Raw genomic sequence first — 24659 nt, 5'->3', positions numbered from 1 at the left:
GAAGGGCGGCATCGAGGTTGCCGGAGACGACTATAAGGCCGCGGCCAGCGCGCCGGTTCGTCCTGTAAGGGCGCGTAAGCGCGCGTTCGCTGCCACGCCAGCTCCTCTTCCATCACGCTGTTGCCGGCGCGACCGGCAATTCGATCCGCACTTCCAGCCCGCCAAGCGCATGATTGCGCACCTGACAGCGCCCGCCGCGATCGTGCGCGAGCCGCGCGACGATCGCGAGACCCAGCCCGCAATGGCCTTCGCCGCCCCGCGCGGCGTCGAGCCTGACGAACGGCTTCATGGCGGCGGCGATCCGGTCGTCGGGAATGCCGGAACCGTGATCGCGCACGCTGATGACCCAATGCCGCTCGTCACGCCCGGTGGCGATGTCCACCGGCGCCGAACCGTGTTCGAGCGCGTTGTCGACGAGGTTCGTCACCAGCCGGTCGAGCAGCGTGCGGGGAAGCCTGAATGACGGTCCCGCGCGCAGATCGAGCGTGAACAGCGGCGCTTCCTCGGTGCTCTCGCCGACGGAAAACTGTTCCCGCAGAAATTCGTCGACCTCGACCGGCGGCCCCGCGTCCGCGGACTGGCCCGCGAACTCCAGAAACTGCTGGACGATATTGGTCAACGAATCGACATCGCGTATCAGGCCGGCGCGCTCGCTTTCCGCGACCAGCACGCTCGCGCGCAGCTTGAGCCGCGTGAGCGGCGCTTTCAGATCGTGCGCGACGCCGGCCAGCATGACCGCCTGGTCGTCGCCGGCTTCGTTCAGGCGCCGCATCATGTCGTTGAACGAGCCGATCAGATCACGCAACTCGCGCGGTCCTTGCTCGGTCACGGGCTCCGGCCGCCCGCCCGAGCCGAACGCGCGGGCCGCGTCGGCGACGCGCGACAGCGGGCGCTGCATCTGCCAGGCCGCGAACAGTGACAGGATCAGCGCGGCGAGCAGCATCGAAATGGATTCGATCAGAAAGCGCGGAGGCGGCGGAACGTCGACCGGCAGGACCACCCAGTTCGGTTTGCCGGGAAACAGCACCCACAGTTGCGGCGGGCGCAGATCGTCGACGGCGATCCGCGTGCCGGGCGGCAGGTTCTCGCGCAGGTGCCGGCTCAATTCGACCAGCGGATGATCGGTCGGCGTACTCAGATGGACGCTCGCCGGCATATTCCAGGTGGGCACGAGGTGCACGCGCATCGCGGGCGCGAGCGCCGCGCTCTTCATCGGCTCGCCGTTGACCGCCTGCAGCGCCAGCAGAATGCCGCGCGCGAAGCCGTCGATTTCATGGCGCGGCGGCTGCATGACGATCAGCACGAACCAGCCGGCCTGGATCGCGAACAACACCGCCGTGGCGAGCAACGCCATTCTGCCGAACAGCGTGTTCAGCGGATTTCTCATGCGTTCGAGGCGGCCTCGCCGGCGAAGGGCGTGCTGTCGGCGTCGGGCACGAACACATAGCCTTTGCCGCGCACCGTCTGCACGTAGCAGGGATTGGAGGGGTCGTCTTCGATCACGCGGCGCAGGCGCCAGATCGGCACGTCGAGGCTGCGGTCGCGAAAGGCGAGATTGTCGCGATGCACGAGATCGTGGATCAGCACGCGCGACAACACCTTGTACGGATTGTTGACGAAGATCTTCAGCAACGCGAATTCGCTGTCGCGCAGCGGCAGCTTGGCGTTGTCGCGGGTGAGCGAACGGGTTGCGAAGTCGAGTTCGAACGGGCCGAAGCGATACGGTTTGCGGGCTTCCGGCGCACTGGTGGTGGACGGCCCGCGGCGGCGCAGCACCGTGTGGATGCGCGCGAGCAGCTCGCGCGGATCGAACGGCTTGGTCAGATAGTCGTCCGCGCCGAGCGAGAGCCCGACGATGCGGTCGGCCACCGTGCCGCGCGCCGTCACGAAGATCACCGGAATGTCGTCGCCGGCGGCGCGCAGCGCGGTGAGCGCGCGCAGGCCGTCGGTGTCCGGCATCATGATGTCGAGCACGACGACTGAAGGCCGCTCACGCTCGAGCCGGCGTTGCAGATGCGTGCCGTCGTGCAGCACTGACGCGTCAAAGCCGTTCGACTGCAAAAACTTGCATAGCAGATCGCGTACGACCGGATCGTCGTCGACGATAAGGACCTGTGGATTCATGGCGAAATTTTAGACTGGCGCGCTTCACGCACGCCTGACAGTTTTCTTACCAATGCTTACGCAGCGCCGCCCCGCGTTTCCCGCCGTGCGCGTAGGGCCCGCCGCCAAAGGCTCGGGCCACATCCTGACGCTGCCACATTTGGCGATACGTTGGGCATGGGTTGGCAACAGCGAAAGCGGCGCGGACACCATGATGCGGCGCTGACCGGCATCGCTCGACTCTCCCGGGAAAGTATTGGCGCGCGGCTGCAACGGTTTGCAAGCTGCGGCAATGGCTCGTAAGAACCGCTGAAAAGCGCGCTTTCCTTCGCGCATCGGCAGCGCGCGTGCGGCGCGATGATCCGTCATGCAGTACGTTGCGCCGCATGTCGACGATAGCCTAACGCCTTGGGCACACGGCAGGCGGTGCGAAACCGACAATCCAGCGCCATGCGAGGCTCACCATGACCGTCCCAAGCAACGTCAATTCCACTCGTTTTTCGCCGCTCGCGCCCACCCAGGCCGCGCCAAAGCCCGCCGCTTCCGGCAAGTCGAGCGGCACCGCGCAGACCCGGGAATCCGCCACCACCGGACAACCGTCGGCGCCCGGCGGACTCGTCGGGCACCACGTCAACACCACGGCCTGAGACATCGAGGCCCGCGTGTCGACTCCGAGAATCATTGAGCGCGTGATCCGCGTCGCAGCGTGGTTGACGCTCGGCGCCGCGCTGCTGCCGCTTGGCGGCTGCGGTGTCGCCGCGCTGCCGTGCCGGCTGACTTCGTCCGCGCTGAAAATCATCCCGGTCGTCGGTCATGCCGCGGCCACGCCGTTCGACATGTGTTCATCCGCGATCGACTGAATCATGAGACCCAAACGGATTGCCTGTGCGTTAGCGCTGCTCGGCGGACTGTTTTCATCGACCGCTCAGGCGCAGCCGGTCGCGCGCGAAGCCGGGGCGGCCAGCGCCCTGTCCAGAGACGCTGCCGCGGATGTGCGCCGGCGTTCGCAGGACGCGCCGTTCGCGTTTCGCGGCATTGCGCTCGGCATCACGCTCGACGAGTTCCGTTCGAGTTCCACCGTGCGCGCGACGCCGGTCGGCAGCGTGCCGGTCTGCGAGACGGACGTGCAGGCGGGCGCGCTCGGCATGCGGCTGAAGTCGCGCGAAAGCCTGACGGTCGCATGCCGCTGGGCGCATCGCGCGGACGACGGCTGGGCGGTGTCGCAAGCGGTGGTCGCCGGCGTGCCGGCGCAGGAGCACGTGCTGCGTTTCGCGCGTGTCGAGGGACAAAGCGCGCTGCGTCTGTACGAGATTTCTTTCGTGATCGACGAGATCACCGCCGAGGACTTGCGCGAGGCGCTCACGGACCGATACGGCGCGGCGCACCTCGTCACGCACAGCTTGTCGGCGTCGAGCACGATGCCGGTCTACGTCTGGGAAAACGCGGTGAGTTCGATCACGTTGTGCTTTCTGCCGGGCACCCGCAACGGCACGCTCACCTATCTGCTGAAGGGTTCCGACGCGTGGGTGAAGTCGGTCGTGCGGCAGTGGCAGGCGAGCGGCGCCGAGGCGGGGTGAGGATGGCCGCCGATTTTGAGCCCGGCCGATGCGGGCAAGGAGCATGCATGAGTGCGCTACGTCTGACTGTCGCGCTGGGCGCGGCGGCTTGCCTCGCGGCTTGCGGGAGCAGCCAGAAGTCGATTGTCGATACGCCGATGGCGCCGCCGCTCGCGTCCGCGCCGCTGAACGTCAACACGCAAGGCGCGATCTATCAGGCCGGCACGCCGCTGCTGCTTTACGAAACGCCGCGCGCCCAGCATATCGGCGACGTGCTGACGATTCGCCTGTCCGAGTCGTACAGCGGCAACAACAGCTCGACCGCGGCGGCGAGCCGTTCGAGCAGCATTACCGCCGACGCAGCCGACCATTCGACCGGCGCGGCCGCGCGGCTCGCGCGACTGTTCAACGTCGGCTCGGCCAGCACCGAGTTCAAGGGCCAGGGCAGTCTCACCGACGTGAGCGGCATGACCGGCACGCTCGCCGTCACCGTGATCGGCACGATGTCGACGGGCAATCTGGTGGTGTCCGGCGAGAAGATGATTTCGATGAGCGGCAACCGCGACCGCTTGCGGCTATCCGGGATCGTCAATCCCAAGGATATCGAGGCGGGCAACTACGTGGCGTCGAGCAAGGTGGCGAACGCGCGCATCGAGCAGGCCGGCGTGGGGATGATCTCCGACGCGACCACGATGGGCTGGCTGCAGAGGATGTTCCTGAGTGTGCTGACGTTCTGAACGTCCTGATGCGAGCGATGTGCGATCCGCGGCGCATCGCGCACCCAGCGTTCCGCGTCCCACGTCGCGCATCAGGCCGGCGGCGCCGCCCCGCGCTCCGCCGCGCCGATCTCGCCGTCCGGCACGAACACATAGCCGCGTCCCCACACGGTTTGCACATAGCGCGGCTCCGACGGATCGACTTCGATCAGCCGCCGCAAGCGCCAGATCGACACATCGAGGCTGCGATTACGATGCGCCTCGCTGTTGCCGTGCAGCTTCTCCAGCAACTGCGCGCGCGTGAGCACGGTCATCGCGTGCGTGACGAACACCTTGAGCATGGCGAATTCGCTGGAGCGCAGCGTGATGCGCTCGCCGTCGCGGCGTAATTCGCGCGCCGGAAAATTCACCTCGAAACGGCCGAAGCGATAGGGTGCGCGCTGCTCGGGCGCGCTCGGCGCGATCGTGCCGCGGCGTCGCAGCACGGTGCGAATGCGCGCGACCAGTTCGCTCGGTTCGAAGGGCTTGCCGAGATAGTCGTCGGCGCCGAGTTCGAGGCCGATCACGCGGTCGATCGGATCGGCGCGCGCGGTCAGCAGAATCACGGGGATGTCGTCGCCCGCGACGCGCAACGCGCGCAGCGCGCTGATGCCGTCGAGCTCCGGCATCATGATGTCGAGCACCACCAGCGCGGGACGCTCGTCCTGCAATTTGCGCTGCAGCGCCATGCCGTGTTCGAGCGTGGCCACCTTGAAGCCGCGCCCCTGCAGGTACTCGCTGACGAGCTCACGTACGACCGGGTCGTCGTCGACGACCAGAATGGATTGGTTCATCCGGGTCATCTTAGTGATCCGGCCGTGCGCGGCAAAGCGCGTGACGCTTTCGAATTCTTTCTCGCGTAAGAGAAAGCAAGCGGAAAGCGCCGGCGTGCGCGCCCTAGTTCGCGAGCGACGTTTGCATGGTGTTCACCGGCTGACGCGCGAGGTCCTTTTGATCGACCACCATTCGTTCGATCAGCCCGTTGAGCTTGGTCGACGCGGACGAGAAGCGGTCGGTGTTGAGCCCGCCCGTCTGATAGCGCGCGGTGATGAGAATGCGGCCGTGCTGGATCAACGTCAGATCGATGATCGACAGGTACTGGATCGATTCGTCGCTGAACGAGCGGCGGCCGTAGTCGATCGCGGCGTTATAGACGAGGCGCGCCTCGCAGCCGGCGGGCGAGGTGCCCGGATTGTAGACGTCCGAGCGAATGCCGCGGCGCTCCAGCGCGAGTTGCAGCGACGGCACGAAGTCGCCGACCGACACGTTCTGGTTCACTTCGATGCAGACGTTGCGCACGTCGGCGGGCCGGCCGTTGACGAAGGTCGGCGACGAGTAGTTTGCCGCGACTGCGTAGCCTGCCTGAATCATGGAGCCGGTGGCGTCGGCGGCCGTGATCAGCGTCCACGCGCAGCCATTCAAGCCGGCGCTCAGCGCGGCGCAGGCGGCAAGCCACGCGCAAGGCCGGCGCAGCATGACGCACGCGGCCCGGGGGGCTCGCGTGAACGCATAAGCGCGTGGGCCTGGCGTAAGCGTCATGATGCGTGGCCTGATAGCGGTCAATGAGTGGTCGACGAGCGCGGTTTCGAAAAGGTGATCGCGGCGGATCGCGTCGAGCGGGCGCACGCTCAGCGCGTGACGCGCAGACGCAGTTCGTTTTGCCCTTGCACGCTCGCCGTGACGCTGACGCGCCGCGTGTCGGTGGTCACGATGAAATGCTGGCGCGTCGGCGTATTGACGTCGTGCACGACGTTCGGAAAGCACGCGGCGATATCGGCGCCGATTTCTTGCAGCGGGTCGTTGACCACGCCGTCGGCTTGCCAGTGCGCGCGCCAGTGGCAATCGTAGGCGTGCTGGTTGGCGCGGCAATCGTCCGCGCTCGACATGCCCGGCAATTGCGCGGCGGATTGCGCCGGCAACTGCTTGAAGTCGGTTGCGTTGACGATGTGTTCGAGCGCGGGGCAGACGTCCGCCGGCTCGGTGGGCTGGGCGGCTTGCGCGGCGCTCGTGAGCAGCAGCGCTGCGCCGAGGGCAAGCGCGAAGCGCCGGGTCAGGGGATGGGAGCGGCGATCGAATGACATGTGCGAAGAGTCCGTTAGCAGTGAGTGGCGGGGCGGGCGGGACGGGGTTCGGCCCGCACGGCTATCGTCGCTGCTGGGAGGCATTTTCAAAGCGGGGAACAGCTTGCCCGCTTCGCAAATGCTTTCTAACTCTTCTCGCGTGTTTCCTGGTGTTTCGGGGTGTTGCGCTTGCCTCGCTTATGCCGCCACCGCTTCGTCCGAACGCTCGACCTCGAGCGTTTCGTCATGGAACGCCGCGAGCGATTCGCGATGCGCGACGCTCACGATCGCCGCCTTCGGCAGACGCTCCGTGAACAAATGGTAGAGACGCGCTTCGTTGTCCGCGTCGAGCGCGCTCGTCGCTTCGTCGAGGAACAGGTAATCCGGCTTGTGCAGCAGCACCCGCGCGGCGGCGAGGCGCTGCTGTTCGCCCGGCGAGAGAATGCGCGTCCAGTGTCCCGATTCCTGCAAACGGTCGGCGTACTCCGACAGGCGGCAGGTGACGAGCGCCTCGCGGCATTCGTCGTCCGTATAGGTGTCGGCTGCGGACGGATAGGTGAGCGCGGCTTTCAGCGTGCCGATCGGCATGTAGCTGACTTGCGGAATGAACATCATGCGCGCGTTGACCGGCGCGTCGATGGAGCCGTCGCCGAACGGCCACAGGCCCGCGAGCGCGCGCATCAGCGTGCTCTTGCCCGAGCCGGACGGACCGCGCACCAGCCAGCGCGAGCCCGGCTCGATCGCGATATCGCGAATGCGCGACAGCGGGTTGCCGTTCGGCAGCGCGAGCGTGAGACCCTCGGTGCTGAGTTTGTCGGCGTCGACGAAATGCAGGTTGATGCCGCCGTGCGCGGTAGCGGGCGAGACCGATTCCTTCAACCTGGGAGCATGCACGACCCGCTTGAATTCGCGCAACCGGTTGACGGTGGCGCGCCATTCGACCAAGGTGCTGTAACTGTTGATGAACCACGAGAACGAATCGCTGACGGTGCCGAACGCGCTCGAAATCTGCATCAGCACGCCGAACGTGAAGGCGCCAGCGAAGTAGCGCGGCGCCGCGACCACCAGCGGAAAGATGATCGCGATCTGACCATAGAAGCTGAGCACGAAGGTGAGCCGCTTGGTGTACTTCATCACCTGCCACCAGTTGTCGCGGATACGGCCGAACAGCGAGCGGGCGTTGGTCTTCTCGGTCTCCATGCCGTTGTAGAAGGCGATCTGCTCGGCGTTTTCGCGCAGGCGGATCAGTCCGAAGCGGAAATCCGCCTCGACTTTCTGCGCTTGATAGTTGATCGACACGAGCGGATGGCCGACCTTCTGGATGATCAGCGAACCGGCCACCGCGTAGAGCGCCGCGGCCCACACCATGTAGCCGGGAATATGAATCGGCATGCCGCCGAGCGAGATGGTCAACGCGCCGGCGAGCGACCACAGGATCGTGATGAACGACACCAGCGTGACGACGGTGGAAAGCAGATCGAGCGTCAACGAGAGCGTGGTGGTGGCGAACGATTGCAGATCGTCGCTGATCCGCTGGTCGGGGTTGTCGGCGAGCCGGTCGCGTTCGATCCGGTAGAAGGCGCTGTCGTGCAGCCATTCGTTGAGGTAGCGCGTGGTCAGCCACTGACGCCAGCGGAACCCGAGCATCTGGCGCAGATAGCGCCCGTACACCGCGAGGATGATGAAGCCGAACGCGAGGCCCGAGAACACCATCAGCAGATGCGGGAAGTCGTGCACGTTCTTGGTTTGCAGCGCGTTGTAGAAGTCGGCGCTCCAGCGGTTCAGGCGCACGTTGATCCACACCACCAGCAGATTCATCGCGATGATCGCGACGAGCAGCGACCATGCGATTTTTCGTTCCTCGGAGACCCAGTAAGGTTTGATGAGGCTCCAGGCGGAGACTTTTTCGTCCGGCGGGAGCACTGGGCTGATAGAAGTATTGGCTGTCATGAGCATCCTGTGTAGTACTGGCTCAAAGCGGGGCCGGTCCTATGAAACTGGCCCGTCCGGGGCTGGCCGTCGGTCGGTCGCCCGCCTCTTCGCTCTACGGCGGGTTTAATGGCGAAGCTCCGGGCGTAAGCGCGATGATGAGCGCCCGTCCGGCTGAGCGATTCTGTTGCGAAGTCCTTAAGCGGAAGTTAAGTCGCGTTGGACTCCTTCGCCTCGATGCCGCCGGCGCGTGGACGGCCATGCGTGCCGCCCGCGCCCCGGTCTCGCGGCGTCCGGTCCAGGCATTGTGCCAGAGCGCGGGCTTCGTCCGTCTCGACGAAACAAAAGATCGGTGCCGGATCAAACCGCGCGTGATGAAGGGCCGCTCGTTTGCGGGCGCCGCGGCTTTTATGGTCTAATGGCCTTCGACGAAACAGGGGTGCTTTGCCCACAGGCTGCATGATTTCATGCCGCGGTGGCAAGGCTGAGAGAGACCCTTTGCACCCGATCCGGGTAATACCGGCGCGGGAAGTTTCCGGAAGCAGCCAGTCTTCCATTCCCCGCCGGGCGGCGTGCGTCATTCGAACGCATTTTTTGCCCGGCCGGCCTTACCCGCCGGTTTCGTCCTGGGTACGTGCGTTTCTTGCCGTACGGAAAGGACTCGATGACCGCCTATTCTTCAGATATGTGCTTTGCTCTTCGCCACGCGTTCGCCGGTCATGTCGGCGCGTCGCAGTGCTTCGGCCTCGCTTGCCGTCGTGACTGGGAGCGCGCGCGATGAACCGTCCCGCACAACCCGACTTCGCGGTGCTCGGCGGTGGACTTTGCGGGCGCCTCGTCGCATGGCGTCTCGCCGGTCAGGGGCATCGCGTAGCGCTTTACGAGCGCGGCGACGCCGCCGGTTCGCAAGCCGCCGCGTGGGTCGCAGCGGCCATGCTGGCGCCCCTCGCGGAAGCCGCCAGCGCCGAGTTGCTGATCACGCGGCTGGGCGCGAGTTCGCTCGATAGCTGGCCGCAAGTGCTCGCCGAATTGCCTGAGCCGGTGTTCTTCCAGCGTAACGGCACGCTCGTCGTCTGGCATCACGCCGACCGCACCGAGGCGCCGCTGTTCGAGCGCCGCGTGCGCTCGAATGCGCCTGCGGAACTGCTCGACGGCGGCTTCGTGACGCTCTCGGGCGACCAGGTCGGCGCGGCCGAACCGGCCTTGGCGGGCCGCTTCAATCAGGGCTGGCTGCTGCCGCGCGAAGGCCAACTGGATAACCGCCAGGTGCTGGCCGCGCTCGCCGCGGGCCTCGCCCAGCGCGGCGTGGAAACACACTGGAACACGCCGGTCGATGACCGCGCGCTGCCTGCCGCGCGCATCACCATCGACTGCCGGGGTTTAGGCGCGAAGCCGGTGCTGCCCACGCTGCGCGGCATTCGCGGTGAAGTGGCGCGCGTGCATGCGCCGGGAATCAGGCTGACGCGGCCAGTGCGCCTGCTGCATCCGCGCTACCCGCTCTATATCGCGCCGAAGCAGGACGATCTCTACGTGATCGGCGCCACCGAGGTGGAAGGCGAGGACATGTCGCCCGTCAGCGTGCGCTCGGCGCTCGAACTGCTGAGCGCGGCGTTTTCCGTGCATCCCGGCTTCGGCGAGGCGCGCATTCTCGAACTGAATTCGCAGTGCCGTCCGACCCTGCCGGACCACCGTCCGGCCTTGCTGTGGGATGGCGCGCGGACGCTGCGCGTGAACGGCCTGTACCGGCACGGCTACATGATCGTGCCCGAAGTCGCCGACGAAGCCGTGCGCTTCGCGGCCGCGCTGCTCGAAGGCCGCATCGGCGGTGCCGACGCCTTCGCCGACTGGCGGCAGGCGGCGCGCTGGAGCGAGCTGTTTCAACTGGATTGCGCGCGGGAGCCGGCATGAGCGAGGCACGCGCCATGCAGTTTCGTCAGTCATCGATTGAACCGTATTCGAACACCATGGACATTCATATCAACCAGAAGCCGTTGTCGCTGCCCGAAGGCGCGACTGTCGCCGATGCGCTCGCCGCGTATGGCGCGCGTCCGCCGTTCGCGGTCGCGCTGAACGGCGATTTCGTCGCGCGTGCCCAGCATGCGGCGCGCGCGCTGCAGCCGGGCGACAAGCTCGATGTCGTGCAGCCCGTGGCCGGCGGTTGAGCCCGCGCCACGCATTGCCGGAGACCAGCATGATGCAAATGACTTCCCCAAAACCCGCGGACGCGCTCACGCTCTACGGCCAAACCTTCGCGAGCCGCGTGCTGCTCGGCACGTCGCGCTATCCGTCGCTGCAATCGTTATCCGATTCGATCGACGCGGCGCGGCCCGGCATGGTGACCGTCGCGTTGCGCCGGCAGATGAACGAAGGCGGCGCGGAAGCCGGCTTCTTCGATCTGCTCAAGCGTCACGGCGTGCCGCTGCTGCCGAATACGGCCGGCTGCCTGACCGTCGGCGAGGCGGTGACCACCGCGCACATGGCGCGCGAAATCTTCGAAACCGAGTGGATCAAGCTGGAACTGATCGGCGACGACTACACGCTCCAGCCCGACCCGGTCGGTCTGATCGAAGCGGCCGCGCAACTGGTCAAGGACGGCTTCAAGGTGCTGCCGTATTGCACCGAGGACCTGGTGATCGGCCGCCGTCTGCTCGATGCCGGCTGTGAGGCGCTGATGCCGTGGGGTGCGCCGATCGGCACCGGTAAGGGCGTGATCAATCCATACGGGCTGCGGGTGCTGCGCGAGCGGCTGCCGGACGTGCCGCTGATCGTCGACGCCGGTCTCGGCGTGCCGTCGCACGCGGCGCAGGTGATGGAGTGGGGCTTCGACGGCGTGCTGCTGAACACCGCCGTGTCGCAGGCCACGCACCCCGACGCGATGGCGCGGGCCTTCGCGCTGGGCGTCGAGGCGGGCCGCCAGGCGTTTCTGGCGGGGCCGATGGCCGAGCGCGAAAGCGCGCACGCGAGCACGCCGGTGGTCGGCATGCCGTTCTGGCATCAAGACGGGAGCGCCGCATGACGCAGACTCTGGCTTTGAAAGATCGCGACCTGTTCTGGCCGCCCGCCGACGAACTCACCGAAGCCGCGGAGCGCATTCGTGCGCGCCTCGGCGACTGGCCGCCGACGCACGCGCCGTGGCGCATCTGTTTGACCGCGCCGGACGAGCCGAACGGCGGCGACCTGATCATCGTCGCGGACGCGCAGCGGCATGGCGAGCAGGTGGCGCGCTGGCTGGTGCAGGGCGCCGGGGTGATCGAGGCGGCGCAGGAGACCGCGACGCTGCACCTGGGCGGCGAAAAATACCGCCTGGAAGGCCATCTGGCGGAAGACTGGATTCCCGCGCTGGCCGCGTTTCTGGACTGTGGTTTCGATCCCCACGACGCGCTGGTGCTGGCGCTTGCCTGGCGCGATGGCGACGAAACCCGCGCCGACGACGCATTTCCGTCCGATCTCGCGCATTTCCCGCGTCTCGCCGGCCTGCCGGACGCGCCCGCGCAAGCATTCGCGCGCTGCCCGGAGCGACTGGGTTTGTACCCGGTTCTGCCGACCGCGGAGTGGGTGGAACGGGTGGTGGGCCTAGGCGTGAAGACGGTTCAGTTGCGCCGCAAGTCGGCTCATCCCGCCGACGAACTCAAGCGCGAAATCGCCCGTTGCGTGGCGGTCGGCCGGCAACACGACGCGCAGGTGTTCATCAACGATCATTGGCAGGCCGCGCTGGAAGCGGGCGCGTACGGTGTTCATCTGGGCCAGGAAGACCTGCATAGCGCGGATCTTTCCGCGCTCGCCGCAGCCGGCATTCGCCTCGGCCTTTCGACGCACGGCTTCTACGAGATTCTCAAGGCGCTGCATTTCCGGCCAAGCTATGTCGCGCTGGGCGCGGTTTTTCCGACCACCACCAAGGTCATGCCCACCGCGCCGCAGGGCCTCAGACGCCTCGCCCGGTATGTGCGCCTGCTCGACGGCGTGGTGCCGCTCGTGGCGATCGGTGGAATCGACCTGCAGGTGCTGCCGGACGTGCTGGCGACCGGCGTGGGTTGCGCGGCCGTGGTGCGGGCGGTGACGGAAGCGGCGGACCCCGCCGCCGCCGTTTCTGCACTGCAACAATTGTTTACGCAATAATCGTCAAGTTGGGTAAAGGGACGGGGCTCCTCACGGCAACTTTTGCATGATGGCCCTATAATTCGGCCTTCCGTGTAAAAGGACTGTCAGTTTCGTGTCTTCCTCTCCCGAGACCTTACTCGAGCTGCGCGACGTCGACTTCGGTTATGGCGACCGGCCCGTCCTGTCGAACCTGAATCTGCGCTTCAGGCGCGGGCAGGTGGTGGCGGTCATGGGCGGCTCGGGTTGCGGCAAAACCACGGTGCTGCGTCTGATCGGCGGTCTGGTACGCGCGCAGCGCGGTCAGATCCTGTTTCACGGCCAGGACGTCGGCCAGCAGACGCGCGACGGCCTCTACGCGCTGCGCCGCAAGATGGGCATGCTGTTCCAGTTCGGCGCGCTTTTCACCGACATGTCGGTGTTCGAAAACGTGGCGTTCGCGCTGCGCGAGCACACCGATCTCCCCGAAGAACTGCTCCGCGACCTCGTGTTGATGAAACTCAACGCGGTGGGCTTGCGCGGCGCGCGGCAGTTGCTGCCGTCGGAGATTTCGGGCGGCATGGCGCGGCGCGTGGCGCTGGCGCGCGCCATCGCGCTCGACCCCGAGTTGATGATGTACGACGAGCCCTTCGCCGGCCTCGATCCAATCTCGCTCGGCATCACCGCGAATCTGATCCGCGCGCTGAATCAGGCGCTTGGCGCCACCTCCATTCTGGTCACGCACGACGTGCCCGAATCGTTCGCCATCGCCGATTACGTGTATTTCCTCGCCAACGGCGGCGTTCATGCCGAGGGCACGCCGGCCGAACTGCGCGCGTCCACCGATCCCACGGTGCGGCAGTTCATCGACGGAGCGCCGGACGGCCCGTTCAAATTCCACTATCCCAGCAAGACGCCGCTCGCGGCGGACTTCGGCATTGGCGGAGGCCAGTCATGATCGGCTCGCTGATCAGTTCGGTCGGCCGCTCGGTGCTCGACGTGCTCGGCACGGCCGGCTACGCCACGCGCTTCTTCTTCCGGCTGGTGCTCGAATTTTTCCCGCTGCTGCGCCGGCCGCGGCTTGTCACGAAGCAGATCCACTTCCTGGGTAATTATTCGCTGGTGATCATCGCCGTGTCGGGGCTGTTCGTCGGCTTCGTGCTCGGCCTGCAAGGCTATTACACGCTGAACCGCTACGGCTCCGAGCAGGCGCTCGGGCTGCTGGTGGCGCTGTCGCTCGTGCGCGAACTGGGGCCGGTGGTCACCGCGCTGCTGTTCGCGGGCCGCGCCGGCACATCGCTCACCGCCGAGATCGGTTTGATGAAGGCGGGCGAGCAACTCACCGCGATGGAAATGATGGCCGTCGACCCGGTCAAGGTCGTGGTCGCGCCGCGCCTGTGGGCCGGCATCATTGCGATGCCCATCCTGGCGGCGATTTTCAGCGCGGTCGGCGTGTTGGGCGGTTACGTGGTCGGCGTGCTGCTGATCGGCGTGGACGCCGGCGCGTTCTGGTCGCAGATGCAAGGCGGCGTCGACGTTTGGCGCGACGTGGGCGCCGGGGTCGTCAAGAGCGTGGTGTTCGGGCTTGCGGTGACGTTCGTGGCGCTGTTTCAAGGCTATGAAGCCAAGCCGACACCGGAAGGCGTGTCGCGCGCCACGACTAAAACGGTCGTGTACGCGTCGCTTGCCGTGCTCGGCCTCGATTTTCTGCTGACTGCACTGATGTTCAGCTAAGACTGCGTTGCGCTTTTTCCGCCGGCGGCGCGTCACGGGTCGCGCCCGGCGGGGAGTGTCGGCGGCGCGGCGGATTCACTTTGGGATGACGATGAAAAAGACTGCTCTCGACTTCTGGGTCGGCCTGTTCGTGGTGCTGGGTTTCGTGGCGTTGCTGTTTCTCGCGCTGAAGGCCGGCAACATGAGCTCGTTGTCGTTTCAGGCAACGTACCCGGTCAAGCTCAAGTTCGACAATATCGGCGGACTCAAGGCGCGCGCGCCTGTGAAGAGCGCGGGCGTGACGGTCGGTCGGGTCGGCTCGATCGGCTTCGACAGCAACGCGTATCAGGCCGTCGTCACGATCGACCTCGACAAGCAATACCAGTTTCCGAAAGATTCGTCGGCGAAGATCCTGACCTCGGGTCTGCTCGGCGAGCAATACATCGGGCTCGAACCCGGCGGCGACACAGAAATGCTCAAGGCGGGCGATACGATCTCGATGACGCAATCGGCGATCGTGCTGGAAAACTTGATCGGGCAGTTCCTGTACAGCAAAGCGGCTGACTCGGGCGCGTCGAAGTCCGGCTCGGGTTCGGCGGGTTCGACCGCACCTGCCGCGGCGGCCGTGGCGGCGCCGGCGGTGCCTGCCACACCGGCGGTTCCGGCTTCCGGCGCAGCCGGTCAATAAGGAGAATAAAAATGCAGACCCTACGCATCAGTGGTGCGGGCGCCTTGCAGGTGGCGAAGCTGACCGTCGTGATGGCCGCGCTCGCCGGCTGCACGACCGTGCAGACGCCGACCAAGGGCGATCCGCTCGAAGGCTTGAACCGCACCATCTTCACCGTCAACGACAAGATCGACCAATACGCGCTGAAGCCGGTCGCGAAGGGCTATGTCTTCGTGACGCCGCAGCCGGTGCGCGACAGCGTGACGAACTTCTTCTCGAACATCGGCGACGTCTACATCGCGGCGAACAACCTGCTGCAATTGAAGATCACCGACGGCGTGCAGGACATCATGCGGATCGTGATCAACACGGTGTTCGGCGTGGGCGGTCTGTTCGACGTCGCGACGCTCGCGAAGCTGCCCAAGCACGACAACGACCTCGGCCTGACGCTCGGCCACTACGGTGTGCCGACGGGGCCGTACCTGGTGCTGCCGCTGTTCGGTCCGAGCACGTTGCGCGACGCGGTCGGCTCGCTCGGCAACTATTATGTGAACCCGCTCAGCTACATCGATCCGCCGGGCTTGAGCTGGGCGCTGTATGGGCTGAACGTGGTCAACACGCGCGCCAACCTTCTGAATGCGAGCGATGTCTTGGAGGGCGCCGCGCTCGACAAGTATTCGTTCGTGCGCAATGCGTACCTGCAGCGCCGTCAGTATTTGCTGTCGGACGGCAAGCAGGCGCAGGCGCTGCCGAACTACGGCGACGAAGCGCCGTTGCCCAAATACGAAGACGTCGACGCCGGTGCGGCCAGTGCGGCTGGCGCGCCGGCGGGCGCCGTGACCGGCACGGCCGGCACCGCCGCAGGCACGCAGGCTGCTCCGGCGAAGGCGGCGGGAGCCTCGGGTACGGCTGCGGCAACGCCGCCGCAAGCGGCTTCGGCGGCGGGCGCGACAGCGGGTACAACGTCGGGCGCAACCGGCACTGCGGCAAAACCTGAAGCCGCTTCGGGCAGCGCCGAAACGCCGCCCATCGATATGAACGGCGGTCCCGAAACGACGCAGATTCCGGCCGGCCAACTGGTCCCGCCCACGCGTTTCAACTTTCCGTCGTTTAAATTGCGTTGATGATGTGCCCGTAACAGATCGATACGACTCTCGCAGTTTGCGCATGGATTGCCGCTGAACTCGCGTGTTAATGTCGGCTCAAACGGTTGCACTATTTTTAAGGCAAGGCTACATATGAAAAAATTCTTCCTGATTCCGTTGTTCGCTGCGTTGTTCTCGTTCGCCAGTGCCGGTGCATCGGCGCAAACGGTCGACGCCAATTCGCCGGACGGGCTGATCAAGACCGTCACTCAACAGGTGATCGATTCGATCCGCGCGGATAAGTCGATCCAGCAAGGCGACATCAACCACATCACGCGTCTCGTCAACGAAAAGATCCTGCCGTACACCGATTTCCGCCGCACCACGCAACTTGCGATGGGCCGCAACTGGCGCACCGCCACGCCAGAGCAGCAGAACCAGGTGGTCGAGCAGTTCAAGATGCTGCTGATCCGCACCTACTCGGGCGCGCTGGCTCAGGTCCGCGACCAGCAGATTCAGTACAAGCCGTTCCGCATGAATCCGGACGACACCGATACGGTGGTGCGCTCCGTCGTGATGAACAACGGCTCGCCGATCGAACTCGACTACCGTCTGTACAAGACGCCGCAAGGCTGGCGCGTCTATGACATCAACGTGCTCGGCGCATGGTTGATCCAGGCGTATCAGCAGCAGTTCAACGAGCAGATTCAGCAGAAAGGCGTGGACGGACTGATCCAGTTCCTCACGCAGCGCAACCAGCAACTCGCCGCGGGCAAGCAGTCGTGAGCGAAGTGCTGAGCCCCGTCGTGAACCGCTTCGAGAGCGGCGCGACACTGACCCACGCGAGCGCGAAGAGTGCGCTCGTGGCGGGTTTGCAGCGCATCGCGGCGGGCGCGAGCGGCGTGGATTGCACACCGCTTGCGCAATTCGATTCGTCCGCGCTGGCCGTCCTCCTCGCGTGGCAGCGGGCCGCCCAGGCACGCGGCGCCCGATTCGAGATCGTCAATCTGCCGGCTGGTCTCGCCAGCCTCGCGCAAGCCTACGGCGTCGATACCCTGGTCCCGTGCAGAGCGGTCGACCAGAGCTAACGCTTTAGCGCCGACTCTTGTCCCGATACCGCCGGCGCCGCATTGGCGCCGGCATCGACGCTCCATCAGCGTCACGCGGATCGCCCCGACCCAAGCCGGGCCAGCCAATTTTTGCCCTATAATCAAACGTTTTTTGGGGCACTTAACCGGCCCCAATTTCGTTTCTCCCAGCATTTGTGTGCCCACCCTGGGCTCCGCAAGGTCCCTTTAGGCGCCGCGACGCGCGCGGCCCCCAGTCATGTCAGCCATAGAAATTCGTAACGTCAAGAAGCGCTACAAGGATTTGCAGGCGCTCAAGGGCGTCAGCCTCACGGTGGAAGAAGGCGAGTTCTTCGGACTGCTCGGTCCGAACGGCGCGGGCAAGACGACGCTCATCAGCATCCTCGCCGGTCTCGCGCGCGCCGATGAAGGCAGCATCGCCGTGCGCGGCCACGACGTTATCGACGATTTCCGGCTGGCGCGCCGCGCGCTCGGCGTCGTGCCGCAGGAGCTCGTGTTCGATCCGTTCTTCACGGTCCGCGAGACCTTGCGCATCCAGTCCGGCTACTACGGGCTGCGCAACAACGACGCATGGATCGACGAGATCATGGCCAATCTCGACCTCACCGAGAAAGCCGACGCCAACATGCGCGCGCTGTCGGGCGGCATGAAGCGCCGCGTGCTGGTCGCGCAGGCGCTGGTGCACCGGCCGCCGGTCATCGTGCTCGACGAGCCGACCGCGGGCGTGGACGTCGAATTGCGTCAAACCCTATGGAAATTCATCTCGCGCCTGAATCGCGAAGGTCACACCATCGTGCTGACCACGCACTATCTTGAAGAAGCCGAATCGCTGTGCGATCGCATTGCGATGCTGCGACGCGGCGAAGTGGTCGCGCTCGATCGCACCAGCGCGCTGCTGCAGCGTTTTGCCGGCATGCAATTGTTCCTGCGTTTCGGCCAGGGCGTGTTGCCCGCCGACCTGCGTGTGCTCGAAGTGGAGGGCGGCGCGGGCAACGGCAATGGCCGTCAGCATCTGCTGCGTCTCGCGAGCTATGACGACGTCGAGCGGATTCTCGCGCAATGCCGCGCGGCGGGCTGCACGTTCGACGAAATCGAAGTCCGCAAGGCCGATCTCGAAGACGTCTTCGTTCAGGTGATGAACGGTCCGGAAATGATCGAGGGGCTTGCATGACCGGCTATAGTGGATTCAGCACGCTGTTTTACAAGGAAATCCTGCGTTTCTGGAAGGTGTCGTTCCAGACCGTGCTGGCGCCGATCATTACCGCGCTGTTGTATCTGACGATTTTCGGCCACGCGTTGCGCGATCATGTGCAGGTGTATCCGGGCGTCGAGTACACGAGCTTCCTGGTTCCGGGTCTCGTGATGATGAGCGTGTTGCAGAATGCGTTCGCGAATAGCTCGTCGTCGCTGATTCAGTCGAAAATCACCGGCAACCTGGTGTTCATGCTGCTGCCGCCGCTCTCGCACTACGAGATGTTCGGCGCCTATGTGCTGGCTGCCGTGGCGCGCGGGTTGGCGGTCGGCTTCGGCGTGTTCATCGTGACGATCTGGTTCGTGCCGGTCAGTTTCAGCGCGCCGCTGTATATCATTCTGTTCGCGATTTTCGGCGCGGCGATTCTCGGCACGCTCGGTCTGATCGCCGGCATCTGGGCGGAGAAGTTCGATCAGCTTGCCGCGTTCCAGAACTTTCTGATCATGCCGCTCACGTTTCTCTCGGGCGTGTTCTACTCGACGCATACGCTGCCGCCGGTGTGGCGCGAAGTGTCGCGGCTCAATCCCTTTTTCTACATGATCGACGGCTTTCGCTACGGTTTCTTCGGGATGTCGGATATCAATCCGCTCGCGAGCCTCGCGATCGTCGCCGGTTTCTTCGTGGTGCTGGCCGTGGTGGCGATGCGCATGCTCGCGTCCGGCTACAAACTGCGCCACTGACAGGAGCTTTCCCATGTTGCCGACTCCCGAACAGGTCAAGCAATACATCGCCGCTGGGCTCGCTTGCCAGCATCTCGAAGTCGAAGGCGACGGTCAGCATTTCTTTGCGACCATCGTTTCGCCGAGCTTTGAAGGCAAGCGGCCGATCCAGCGGCATCAACTCGTGTACGCGGCGCTCGGCGACCGCATGCGCGAGGAAATCCACGCGCTCAGCATGAAGACGCTGACGCCCGCCGAATGGCAGAACGCGTAATCTGGAAATTTAGTGCGAATTACTCAAGAAGGGCGCGACCTCGGTAGCGGCGCGTCGAACACAATCAAGGCAGGCCCGGCCGAAGTCCGGGCGGATCAGGAACTGACAGGCATGGACAAACTCATCATTGAAGGTGGCTTCCCGCTCGCGGGTGAAGTTGTCGTCTCGGGTGCGAAGAACGCGGCGTTGCCGATCCTGTGCGCGGGTCTGCTGAGTTCGGAGCCCGTGCATCTGGACAACGTGCCGGATCTGCAGGACGTGCGCACGATGCTCAAGCTGCTCGGCCAGATGGGCGTGCGGATCGAGAGCGGCGCGGGGCGCGTGTCGCTGGACGCGTCGAAAGTCGACAATCTCGTCGCTCCGTATGAAATGGTGAAGACCATGCGTGCGTCGATCCTCGTGCTCGGCCCGCTGGTCGCGCGCTTCGGTCACGCCAGGGTGTCGCTGCCGGGCGGCTGCGCGATCGGCGCGCGTCCGGTGGATCAACACATCAAGGGCCTGCAGGCGATGGGCGCCGAGATCACGATCGAGCACGGCTTCATCGAGGCGCGCGCGAAGCGTCTGAAGGGCGCGCGCATCATCACCGACATGATCACCGTCACCGGCACCGAAAACCTGCTGATGGCGGCGGTGCTGGCCGAAGGCGAAACGGTCATCGAGAACGCGGCGCGTGAGCCGGAAGTCGGCGACCTCGCGCATCTGCTGGTCGCGATGGGCGCGCGGATCGAAGGCATCGGCACCGATCGCCTCGTGATCCAGGGCGTGGACAAACTGCATGGCGCGAAGCACACGGTGATTCCGGATCGTATCGAAGCCGGCACGTTCCTGTGCGCGGTGGCGGCCGCCGGCGGCGACGTCACCTTGCGCCGCGTGCGCCCGCAGATTCTCGAAGCCGTCACGGACAAGCTGCGCGAGGCGGGCGTCGCGATCGAGGAAGGGGAAGACTGGATGCGCGTGCGGATGGACAAGCGTCCGAGCGCGGTGAGTTTCCGCACCTCCGAATATCCGGCATTCCCGACCGACATGCAGGCGCAGTTCATGGCGCTGAACACGATCGCCGAAGGCACCGCGCAGGTGGTGGAGACGATCTTCGAAAACCGCTTCATGCACGTGCAGGAACTGAACCGCCTCGGCGCGCACATCACGATCGACGGCAAAACCGCGCTCGTGACCGGCGTGGAGAAGCTCTCCGGCGCGAAGGTCATGGCAACCGATCTGCGCGCGTCCGCGAGTCTCGTGATCGCCGCGCTGCGCGCCGAGGGCGAAACGCTGATCGACCGCATCTATCACCTGGATCGCGGCTATGACCGCATGGAGACCAAGCTCACCGCGATCGGCGCGAAGGTGCGCCGGGTTTCGGGGAGCCAGGCATGAGTTCGGTGCCGCAGACGTCGTCGTCGCCGGCGGTGAGCGCGCCGCTCACGCTGGCGCTGTCGAAAGGGCGTATTTTCGAGGAGACGCTGCCGCTGCTCGCCGCCGCCGGCATCGAAGTCGCCGAGGATCCCGAGACCTCGCGCAAGCTGATCCTGCCGACCACCGATGCGAACCTGCGCGTGATTATCGTGCGCGCCACCGACGTGCCGACCTACGTCGAATACGGCGCGGCCGACTTCGGCGTGGCGGGCAAGGACGTGCTGCTGGAACACGGCGGCGGCGGGCTGTATCAGCCGGTCGACCTGGATATCGCACGCTGCCGCATGTCGGTCGCGGTGGCCGCGGGTTTCGATTATGCGAATGCGGTGCGCCAGGGCGCCCGCTTGCGCGTCGCGACCAAGTACGTTGAAACCGCACGTGAGCATTTTGCCGCCAAGGGCGTGCATGTCGATCTGATCAAGCTGTACGGTTCAATGGAACTCGCGCCGCTGGTCGGCCTCGCCGATGTGATCGTCGACCTGGTGAGTTCGGGCAATACCTTGCGGGCCAACCATCTCGTCGAGGTGGAGGAGATCATGCAGATTTCGTCGCGTCTCGTCGTGAACCAGGCTGCGCTGAAGCTCAAGCGCGCCGCGTTGCGGCCGATCCTCGACGCGTTCGAACGCGCGTCGAAAGCCGGCGCGGCGACACCCTGAATCGTTGGTCCTGCTTGACCCCGCTTTAACGCGCGCCTTACCGAAACGGATACCCGTATGTCTATCAAGATTCGCAAACTCGATTCCAGCGCTCCCGACTTCCACAAGTCGCTGCATGCGGTGCTCGCGTTCGAGGCGAGCGAAGACGAAGCGATCGAGCGCTCGGTCGCGCAGATTCTGAACGACGTGAAGGCGCGCGGCGATGCCGCGGTGCTCGAGTACACGAACCGCTTCGACCGTCTCGAGGCGAATAGCGTCGACGCGCTCGAACTGCCGATGTCGGAACTGGAAGCCGCGCTCGAAAGTCTCGAACCCAAGCGCCGCGCCGCGCTCGAAGCGGCGGCGGCGCGCGTGCGCGGCTACCACGAGAAGCAGAAGATCGAATGCGGCAGCCATAGCTGGCAATACACGGAAGCCGACGGCACCGTGCTCGGCCAGAAGATCACGCCGCTCGATCGCGCGGGTATCTACGTGCCGGGCGGCAAGGCGGCGTATCCGTCGTCGGTGTTGATGAACGCGATTCCGGCACGCGTGGCCGGCGTGCGCGAAATCGTCATGGTCGTGCCAACGCCGGATGGCGTGAAAAATCCGCTGGTATTGGCGGCCGCGTTGCTGGGCGGCGTGGATCGCGTCTTCACGATCGGGGGCGCGCAGGCGGTCGGCGCATTGGCGTACGGCACGCAAACCATCCCCGCGGTGGACAAGATTTGCGGCCCCGGCAATGCCTATGTCGCGTCGGCCAAGCGCCGCGTGTTCGGCACGGTCGGCATCGACATGATTGCGGGGCCGTCGGAAATTCTCGTGCTGTGCGACGGCACCACGGATCCGCGCTGGGTCGCGATGGACCTGTTCTCGCAAGCCGAGCACGACGAACTCGCGCAATCCATCCTGCTGTGTCCCGACGACGCGTTCATCGCCCGCGTGCACGAAGCGATCAACGAACTGCTGCCCGCCATGCCGCGCCGCGATGTGATTCGCGCGTCGCTGGAAGGGCGCGGCGCGCTGGTCAAGGTGCGCGATATGGCCGAAGCCTGCGCGATCGCCAACGACATCGCGCCGGAACACCTCGAAATCTCGGCGCTGGAGCCGCACCAGTGGGGCCAGTTGATCCGCCATGCCGGCGCGATCTTTCTCGGCCGCTACACGAGCGAAAGCCTCGGCGACTACTGCGCGGGTCCGAACCACGTGCTGCCTACCTCGCGTACCGCTCGGTTCTCGTCACCTTTGGGCGTCTATGATTTCTTCAAGCGCTCGAGCGTGATCGAGGTCAGCGCGGAAGGCGCGCAGACGCTCGGCGAGATCGCCGCGGAACTCGCTTATGGCGAAGGCTTGCAGGCGCATGCTCGCAGCGCCGAATACCGGATGCGGCAAAACGGCTGAGCGCGGCTGAACCTCGCGAATCCGATAACGAGCGCGGGCATCGAGCTGATGCCCGCTGACTTCGGCGACGGATTGCGTGCGGTTCTCCGCGTCTCCATTCAATAACGACAACTGAGACCAACTGAGGCGGCAGCGTGCCGCCGATGCCAGTCCGGCGTTTGCCTCGCGGCCTGGTCCACTGACCTATGACGACACCTCAAGACATCATTCGCCGCGACGTGCTCGCGATGACGAGCTATCCGGTTCCGGACGCCACGGGCTACATCAAGCTCGACGCGATGGAAAATCCGTTTCCGCTGCCGCCGGTGCTGGCCGCGCACCTCGGCGAGCACCTGGCCGGCGTCGCGCTGAACCGTTACCCGGCGCCGCGTCCGGAAGCGTTGATCGAGAAGATCAAGCGCGTGATGGGCGTGCCCGCCGGCTGCGACGTGCTGCTCGGCAACGGCTCGGACGAGATCATCAGCATGATCTCGGTCGCGTGCGCGAAGCCGGGCGCCAAGGTGCTCGCGCCGGTGCCCGGTTTCGTGATGTACCAGGTGTCGGCGAAGCTGGCGAATCTGGAATTCGTCGGCGTGCCGCTGCGGGCGGATTTCTCGCTCGATACCGAAGCGATGCTGGCGGCGATCGCCGAGCATGAGCCGACGGTCATCTATCTGGCATATCCGAACAACCCGACCGGTACGCTGTTCGACGACGCCGACATGGAGCGCATCATCGCCGCGGCCAACAAGAGCCTCGTGGTGATCGACGAGGCGTATCAGCCGTTCGCGCAGCAAAGCTGGCTGCCGCGCGCCGACGCGTTCGACAATGTCGTCGTGATGCGCACGGTGTCCAAGCTCGGGCTGGCCGGCATCCGGCTCGGCTATCTGGTTGGCAAGCCCGCCTGGCTGACCGAATTGGACAAGGTGCGTCCGCCCTACAACACCAATGTGTTGACGCAGGCCGCCGCAGACTTCCTGCTCGATCACGTCGACGTGCTGGACTCCCAGGCCGCGCAATTGCGCGAAGAACGCGCGAAACTCGCGCAGGCGGTGGCTCAGTTGCCCGGCGCCGAAGTGTTCCCGAGCGCCGGCAACTTCCTGCTGGTACGCGTGCCGGACGCGTCCGTTCTGTTCGAAACGCTGCTCACGGCACGGGTTTTGATCAAAAACGTGAGTAAAATGCATCCATTGCTGGCCAATTGCGTGCGTTTGACCGTGGGTTCGCCTCAGGAAAACGCGCAATTGCTCGCCGGGCTGAAACTCGTGCTGCACTGAATCGCGCACTGGCAAAGCGCCCCGCTCGCCGGTTTTCCCAACCCACACTACTATCGCTTTCTAGCTAGATTCGAGGAATTACCATGCGCCTTGCGGAAGTCGTTCGCAACACCAGCGAAACGCAGATCCGTGTGAAGATCAATCTGGACGGCACCGGTCAGCAGAAGCTGGCCACCGGCGTGCCGTTTCTGGACCACATGCTCGACCAGATTGCGCGGCATGGTTTGTTCGATCTCGACATCGAAGCGCATGGCGATCTGCATATCGACGACCACCATACGGTCGAAGACACCGGCATTACCCTCGGCCAGGCCGTCGCGAAGGCGATCGGCGATCGCAAGGGCATCCGTCGCTATGGCCATTCGTATGTGCCGCTCGACGAAGCGCTGTCGCGCGTCGTGATCGATTTTTCCGGCCGTCCGGGCCTCGAATTTCATGTGCCGTTCACGCGTGCGCGCATCGGCACGTTCGACGTCGATCTCTCCATTGAATTTTTCCGCGGCTTCGTGAATCACGCCGGCGTTACGCTGCACATCGACAATCTGCGCGGCCTGAACGCTCATCATCAGATGGAAACGGTGTTCAAGGCGTTCGGGCGTGCATTGCGCATGGCCGTCGAACTGGACGAACGCGCGGCGGGGCAGATTCCGTCGACCAAGGGCAGCCTTTGAGCGCTCGTTAGCCGGCTCATTGGCCGGCGAATTTACCAGGACCGGGCAAAGAGGGCGGGTTGCGCTTC

At 65.3% G+C, this 24659-nt stretch carries 28 protein-coding genes and 1 riboswitch; of the genes, 22 read left to right on the top strand and 6 right to left on the bottom strand.

Annotated elements, in window-relative coordinates:
* Positions 1–112 precede the first annotated feature (112 nt).
* Both CUJ90_RS16475 and CUJ90_RS16470 read right to left on the bottom strand, forming a co-directional pair.
* Positions 113–1387 carry an ATP-binding protein gene (locus CUJ90_RS16475; protein WP_114163218.1) on the bottom strand — a complete coding sequence of 425 codons (1275 nt, stop codon included), beginning with the start codon at positions 1385–1387 and terminating at the stop codon, positions 113–115.
* Positions 1384–2124 (bottom strand): response regulator, encoded by a 741-nt coding sequence (locus CUJ90_RS16470; protein WP_073431827.1) that lies wholly within the window; start codon positions 2122–2124, stop codon positions 1384–1386. Before CUJ90_RS16470 ends, CUJ90_RS16475 begins: the two co-directional genes overlap by 4 nt.
* Positions 2125–2567: 443 nt before the next feature.
* Between CUJ90_RS16470 and CUJ90_RS16465 the strand changes: the two genes are divergently transcribed.
* From CUJ90_RS16465 to CUJ90_RS16455, 4 genes are read left to right on the top strand one after another with little or no spacing between them, the layout of a single operon-like run.
* A complete protein-coding gene (locus CUJ90_RS16465; protein WP_073431826.1) occupies positions 2568–2750 on the top strand; it encodes a hypothetical protein in 183 nt (60 codons plus the stop codon).
* A 45-nt stretch (positions 2751–2795) separates the two neighbouring features.
* A complete protein-coding gene (locus CUJ90_RS32380; RefSeq protein WP_318268352.1) occupies positions 2796–2963 on the top strand; it encodes a DUF6726 family protein in 168 nt (55 codons plus the stop codon).
* A 3-nt stretch (positions 2964–2966) separates the two neighbouring features.
* On the top strand, positions 2967–3680 hold the full coding sequence (locus CUJ90_RS16460) for a hypothetical protein (protein ID WP_114163217.1): 714 nt from the start codon (positions 2967–2969) through the stop codon (positions 3678–3680).
* 47 nt (positions 3681–3727) lie between these two features.
* Positions 3728–4396 (top strand): flagellar basal body L-ring protein FlgH, encoded by a 669-nt coding sequence (locus CUJ90_RS16455; protein ID WP_073431823.1) that lies wholly within the window; start codon positions 3728–3730, stop codon positions 4394–4396.
* 71 nt (positions 4397–4467) lie between these two features.
* Here the strand turns inward: CUJ90_RS16455 and CUJ90_RS16450 are convergent, their stop codons facing one another.
* The 4 genes from CUJ90_RS16450 to CUJ90_RS16435 all read right to left on the bottom strand — a co-directional run bounded on the left by CUJ90_RS16450 (position 4468) and on the right by CUJ90_RS16435 (position 8424).
* Positions 4468–5208, bottom strand: coding sequence for a response regulator (locus CUJ90_RS16450; RefSeq protein WP_073431822.1), 741 nt, complete (start codon positions 5206–5208; stop codon positions 4468–4470).
* Positions 5209–5311: 103 nt separating this feature from the next.
* Positions 5312–5953, bottom strand: a complete 642-nt coding sequence (locus CUJ90_RS16445) for a hypothetical protein (RefSeq protein ID WP_186814132.1) — start codon at positions 5951–5953, stop codon at positions 5312–5314.
* Positions 5954–6042: 89 nt separating this feature from the next.
* Positions 6043–6495 (bottom strand): hypothetical protein, encoded by a 453-nt coding sequence (locus CUJ90_RS16440; protein WP_114163216.1) that lies wholly within the window; start codon positions 6493–6495, stop codon positions 6043–6045.
* Positions 6496–6672: 177 nt separating this feature from the next.
* Positions 6673–8424 carry an ABC transporter ATP-binding protein/permease gene (locus tag CUJ90_RS16435; protein ID WP_114163582.1) on the bottom strand — a complete coding sequence of 584 codons (1752 nt, stop codon included), beginning with the start codon at positions 8422–8424 and terminating at the stop codon, positions 6673–6675.
* A 404-nt stretch (positions 8425–8828) separates the two neighbouring features.
* Positions 8829–8951, top strand: a riboswitch (TPP riboswitch).
* Positions 8952–9180: 229 nt separating this feature from the next.
* Here CUJ90_RS16435 and CUJ90_RS16425 point away from each other — a divergent pair.
* The 18 genes from CUJ90_RS16425 (at position 9181) to hisB (ending at position 24591) form a co-directional block, all read left to right on the top strand.
* Entirely contained in the window at positions 9181–10311 is a 1131-nt protein-coding gene (locus CUJ90_RS16425) for an FAD-dependent oxidoreductase (protein ID WP_114163215.1), read from the top strand.
* 56 nt (positions 10312–10367) lie between these two features.
* Positions 10368–10565 carry a sulfur carrier protein ThiS gene (gene thiS, locus CUJ90_RS16420; protein WP_020070630.1) on the top strand — a complete coding sequence of 66 codons (198 nt, stop codon included), beginning with the start codon at positions 10368–10370 and terminating at the stop codon, positions 10563–10565.
* A 38-nt stretch (positions 10566–10603) separates the two neighbouring features.
* Positions 10604–11419: a thiazole synthase gene (locus CUJ90_RS16415; protein WP_073431024.1), complete on the top strand. Its 816-nt coding sequence runs from the start codon at positions 10604–10606 to the stop codon at positions 11417–11419.
* Positions 11416–12519, top strand: coding sequence for a thiamine phosphate synthase (gene thiE, locus CUJ90_RS16410; protein WP_114163214.1), 1104 nt, complete (start codon positions 11416–11418; stop codon positions 12517–12519). The genes CUJ90_RS16415 and thiE overlap by 4 nt, the downstream gene beginning before the upstream one ends.
* Positions 12520–12613: 94 nt before the next feature.
* Positions 12614–13435, top strand: coding sequence for an ABC transporter ATP-binding protein (locus CUJ90_RS16405; RefSeq protein ID WP_114163213.1), 822 nt, complete (start codon positions 12614–12616; stop codon positions 13433–13435).
* Positions 13436–13443: 8 nt separating this feature from the next.
* A complete protein-coding gene (gene mlaE / locus CUJ90_RS16400) occupies positions 13444–14211 on the top strand; it encodes a lipid asymmetry maintenance ABC transporter permease subunit MlaE (protein WP_073431025.1) in 768 nt (255 codons plus the stop codon).
* A 91-nt stretch (positions 14212–14302) separates the two neighbouring features.
* The gene (gene mlaD, locus CUJ90_RS16395) at positions 14303–14878 is read left to right on the top strand and encodes an outer membrane lipid asymmetry maintenance protein MlaD (protein WP_114163581.1); all 576 of its coding nucleotides are present in this window, start codon (positions 14303–14305) and stop codon (positions 14876–14878) included.
* An 11-nt stretch (positions 14879–14889) separates the two neighbouring features.
* Positions 14890–15981, top strand: a complete 1092-nt coding sequence (locus tag CUJ90_RS16390; protein ID WP_073430952.1) for an MlaA family lipoprotein — start codon at positions 14890–14892, stop codon at positions 15979–15981.
* Positions 15982–16095: 114 nt separating this feature from the next.
* Positions 16096–16728: an MlaC/ttg2D family ABC transporter substrate-binding protein gene (locus tag CUJ90_RS16385; RefSeq protein WP_073430953.1), complete on the top strand. Its 633-nt coding sequence runs from the start codon at positions 16096–16098 to the stop codon at positions 16726–16728.
* Positions 16725–17030, top strand: coding sequence for an STAS domain-containing protein (locus tag CUJ90_RS16380; protein WP_073430954.1), 306 nt, complete (start codon positions 16725–16727; stop codon positions 17028–17030). The genes CUJ90_RS16385 and CUJ90_RS16380 overlap by 4 nt, the downstream gene beginning before the upstream one ends.
* A gap of 238 nt (positions 17031–17268) precedes the next feature.
* Complete coding sequence (locus CUJ90_RS16375; RefSeq protein ID WP_073430955.1) at positions 17269–18201, top strand: ABC transporter ATP-binding protein; 933 nt, start codon at positions 17269–17271, stop codon at positions 18199–18201.
* Positions 18198–18962, top strand: a complete 765-nt coding sequence (locus CUJ90_RS16370) for an ABC transporter permease (RefSeq protein WP_073430956.1) — start codon at positions 18198–18200, stop codon at positions 18960–18962. Before CUJ90_RS16375 ends, CUJ90_RS16370 begins: the two co-directional genes overlap by 4 nt.
* 13 nt (positions 18963–18975) lie before the next feature.
* Positions 18976–19215, top strand: a complete 240-nt coding sequence (locus CUJ90_RS16365; RefSeq protein ID WP_007180203.1) for a BolA family protein — start codon at positions 18976–18978, stop codon at positions 19213–19215.
* A gap of 63 nt (positions 19216–19278) precedes the next feature.
* Positions 19279–20589, top strand: coding sequence for a UDP-N-acetylglucosamine 1-carboxyvinyltransferase (gene murA, locus CUJ90_RS16360; RefSeq protein WP_374711004.1), 1311 nt, complete (start codon positions 19279–19281; stop codon positions 20587–20589).
* The gene (hisG, locus tag CUJ90_RS16355) at positions 20586–21284 is read left to right on the top strand and encodes an ATP phosphoribosyltransferase (RefSeq protein ID WP_073430958.1); all 699 of its coding nucleotides are present in this window, start codon (positions 20586–20588) and stop codon (positions 21282–21284) included. The genes murA and hisG overlap by 4 nt, the downstream gene beginning before the upstream one ends.
* 57 nt (positions 21285–21341) lie before the next feature.
* Complete coding sequence (hisD, locus tag CUJ90_RS16350) at positions 21342–22664, top strand: histidinol dehydrogenase (RefSeq protein WP_114163211.1); 1323 nt, start codon at positions 21342–21344, stop codon at positions 22662–22664.
* A 185-nt stretch (positions 22665–22849) separates the two neighbouring features.
* Positions 22850–23920 (top strand): histidinol-phosphate transaminase, encoded by a 1071-nt coding sequence (hisC, locus tag CUJ90_RS16345; protein WP_114163210.1) that lies wholly within the window; start codon positions 22850–22852, stop codon positions 23918–23920.
* Between the two features lie 83 nt (positions 23921–24003).
* On the top strand, positions 24004–24591 hold the full coding sequence (hisB, locus tag CUJ90_RS16340) for an imidazoleglycerol-phosphate dehydratase HisB (RefSeq protein ID WP_006052285.1): 588 nt from the start codon (positions 24004–24006) through the stop codon (positions 24589–24591).
* The last annotated feature ends 68 nt before the right edge of the window (positions 24592–24659 follow it).

It is taken from the genome of Paraburkholderia terricola, from assembly GCF_003330825.1.
GTDB lineage: Bacteria > Pseudomonadota > Gammaproteobacteria > Burkholderiales > Burkholderiaceae > Paraburkholderia > Paraburkholderia terricola.
Note: the sequence above shows the minus strand (reverse complement) of the source record. Positions and strands in the feature narration are given on the sequence as shown.

Bases quoted from the DNA above. Each gene is read 5' to 3' on its own strand.
- CUJ90_RS16465 (WP_073431826.1), top strand. From the start codon at position 2,568: ATGACCGTCCCAAGCAACGTCAATTCCACTCGTTTTTCGCCGCTCGCG.
- CUJ90_RS16460 (WP_114163217.1), top strand. From the start codon at position 2,967: ATGAGACCCAAACGGATTGCCTGTGCGTTAGCGCTGCTCGGCGGACTG.
- hisD (WP_114163211.1), top strand. From the start codon at position 21,342: ATGTCTATCAAGATTCGCAAACTCGATTCCAGCGCTCCCGACTTCCAC.
- thiE (WP_114163214.1), top strand. From the start codon at position 11,416: ATGACGCAGACTCTGGCTTTGAAAGATCGCGACCTGTTCTGGCCGCCC.
- hisB (WP_006052285.1), top strand. From the start codon at position 24,004: ATGCGCCTTGCGGAAGTCGTTCGCAACACCAGCGAAACGCAGATCCGT.
- thiS (WP_020070630.1), top strand. From the start codon at position 10,368: ATGGACATTCATATCAACCAGAAGCCGTTGTCGCTGCCCGAAGGCGCG.
- CUJ90_RS16435 (WP_114163582.1), bottom strand. From the start codon at position 8,424: ATGACAGCCAATACTTCTATCAGCCCAGTGCTCCCGCCGGACGAAAAA.
- CUJ90_RS16425 (WP_114163215.1), top strand. From the start codon at position 9,181: ATGAACCGTCCCGCACAACCCGACTTCGCGGTGCTCGGCGGTGGACTT.
- CUJ90_RS16440 (WP_114163216.1), bottom strand. From the start codon at position 6,495: ATGTCATTCGATCGCCGCTCCCATCCCCTGACCCGGCGCTTCGCGCTT.
- CUJ90_RS16365 (WP_007180203.1), top strand. From the start codon at position 18,976: ATGTTGCCGACTCCCGAACAGGTCAAGCAATACATCGCCGCTGGGCTC.
- CUJ90_RS16450 (WP_073431822.1), bottom strand. From the start codon at position 5,208: ATGAACCAATCCATTCTGGTCGTCGACGACGACCCGGTCGTACGTGAG.
- CUJ90_RS16385 (WP_073430953.1), top strand. From the start codon at position 16,096: ATGAAAAAATTCTTCCTGATTCCGTTGTTCGCTGCGTTGTTCTCGTTC.
- hisG (WP_073430958.1), top strand. From the start codon at position 20,586: ATGAGTTCGGTGCCGCAGACGTCGTCGTCGCCGGCGGTGAGCGCGCCG.
- CUJ90_RS16445 (WP_186814132.1), bottom strand. From the start codon at position 5,953: ATGACGCTTACGCCAGGCCCACGCGCTTATGCGTTCACGCGAGCCCCC.
- CUJ90_RS16470 (WP_073431827.1), bottom strand. From the start codon at position 2,124: ATGAATCCACAGGTCCTTATCGTCGACGACGATCCGGTCGTACGCGAT.
- hisC (WP_114163210.1), top strand. From the start codon at position 22,850: ATGACGACACCTCAAGACATCATTCGCCGCGACGTGCTCGCGATGACG.
- mlaD (WP_114163581.1), top strand. From the start codon at position 14,303: ATGAAAAAGACTGCTCTCGACTTCTGGGTCGGCCTGTTCGTGGTGCTG.
- CUJ90_RS16415 (WP_073431024.1), top strand. From the start codon at position 10,604: ATGACTTCCCCAAAACCCGCGGACGCGCTCACGCTCTACGGCCAAACC.
- CUJ90_RS16455 (WP_073431823.1), top strand. From the start codon at position 3,728: ATGAGTGCGCTACGTCTGACTGTCGCGCTGGGCGCGGCGGCTTGCCTC.
- CUJ90_RS16370 (WP_073430956.1), top strand. From the start codon at position 18,198: ATGACCGGCTATAGTGGATTCAGCACGCTGTTTTACAAGGAAATCCTG.
- CUJ90_RS16390 (WP_073430952.1), top strand. From the start codon at position 14,890: ATGCAGACCCTACGCATCAGTGGTGCGGGCGCCTTGCAGGTGGCGAAG.
- CUJ90_RS16475 (WP_114163218.1), bottom strand. From the start codon at position 1,387: ATGAGAAATCCGCTGAACACGCTGTTCGGCAGAATGGCGTTGCTCGCC.
- CUJ90_RS16375 (WP_073430955.1), top strand. From the start codon at position 17,269: ATGTCAGCCATAGAAATTCGTAACGTCAAGAAGCGCTACAAGGATTTG.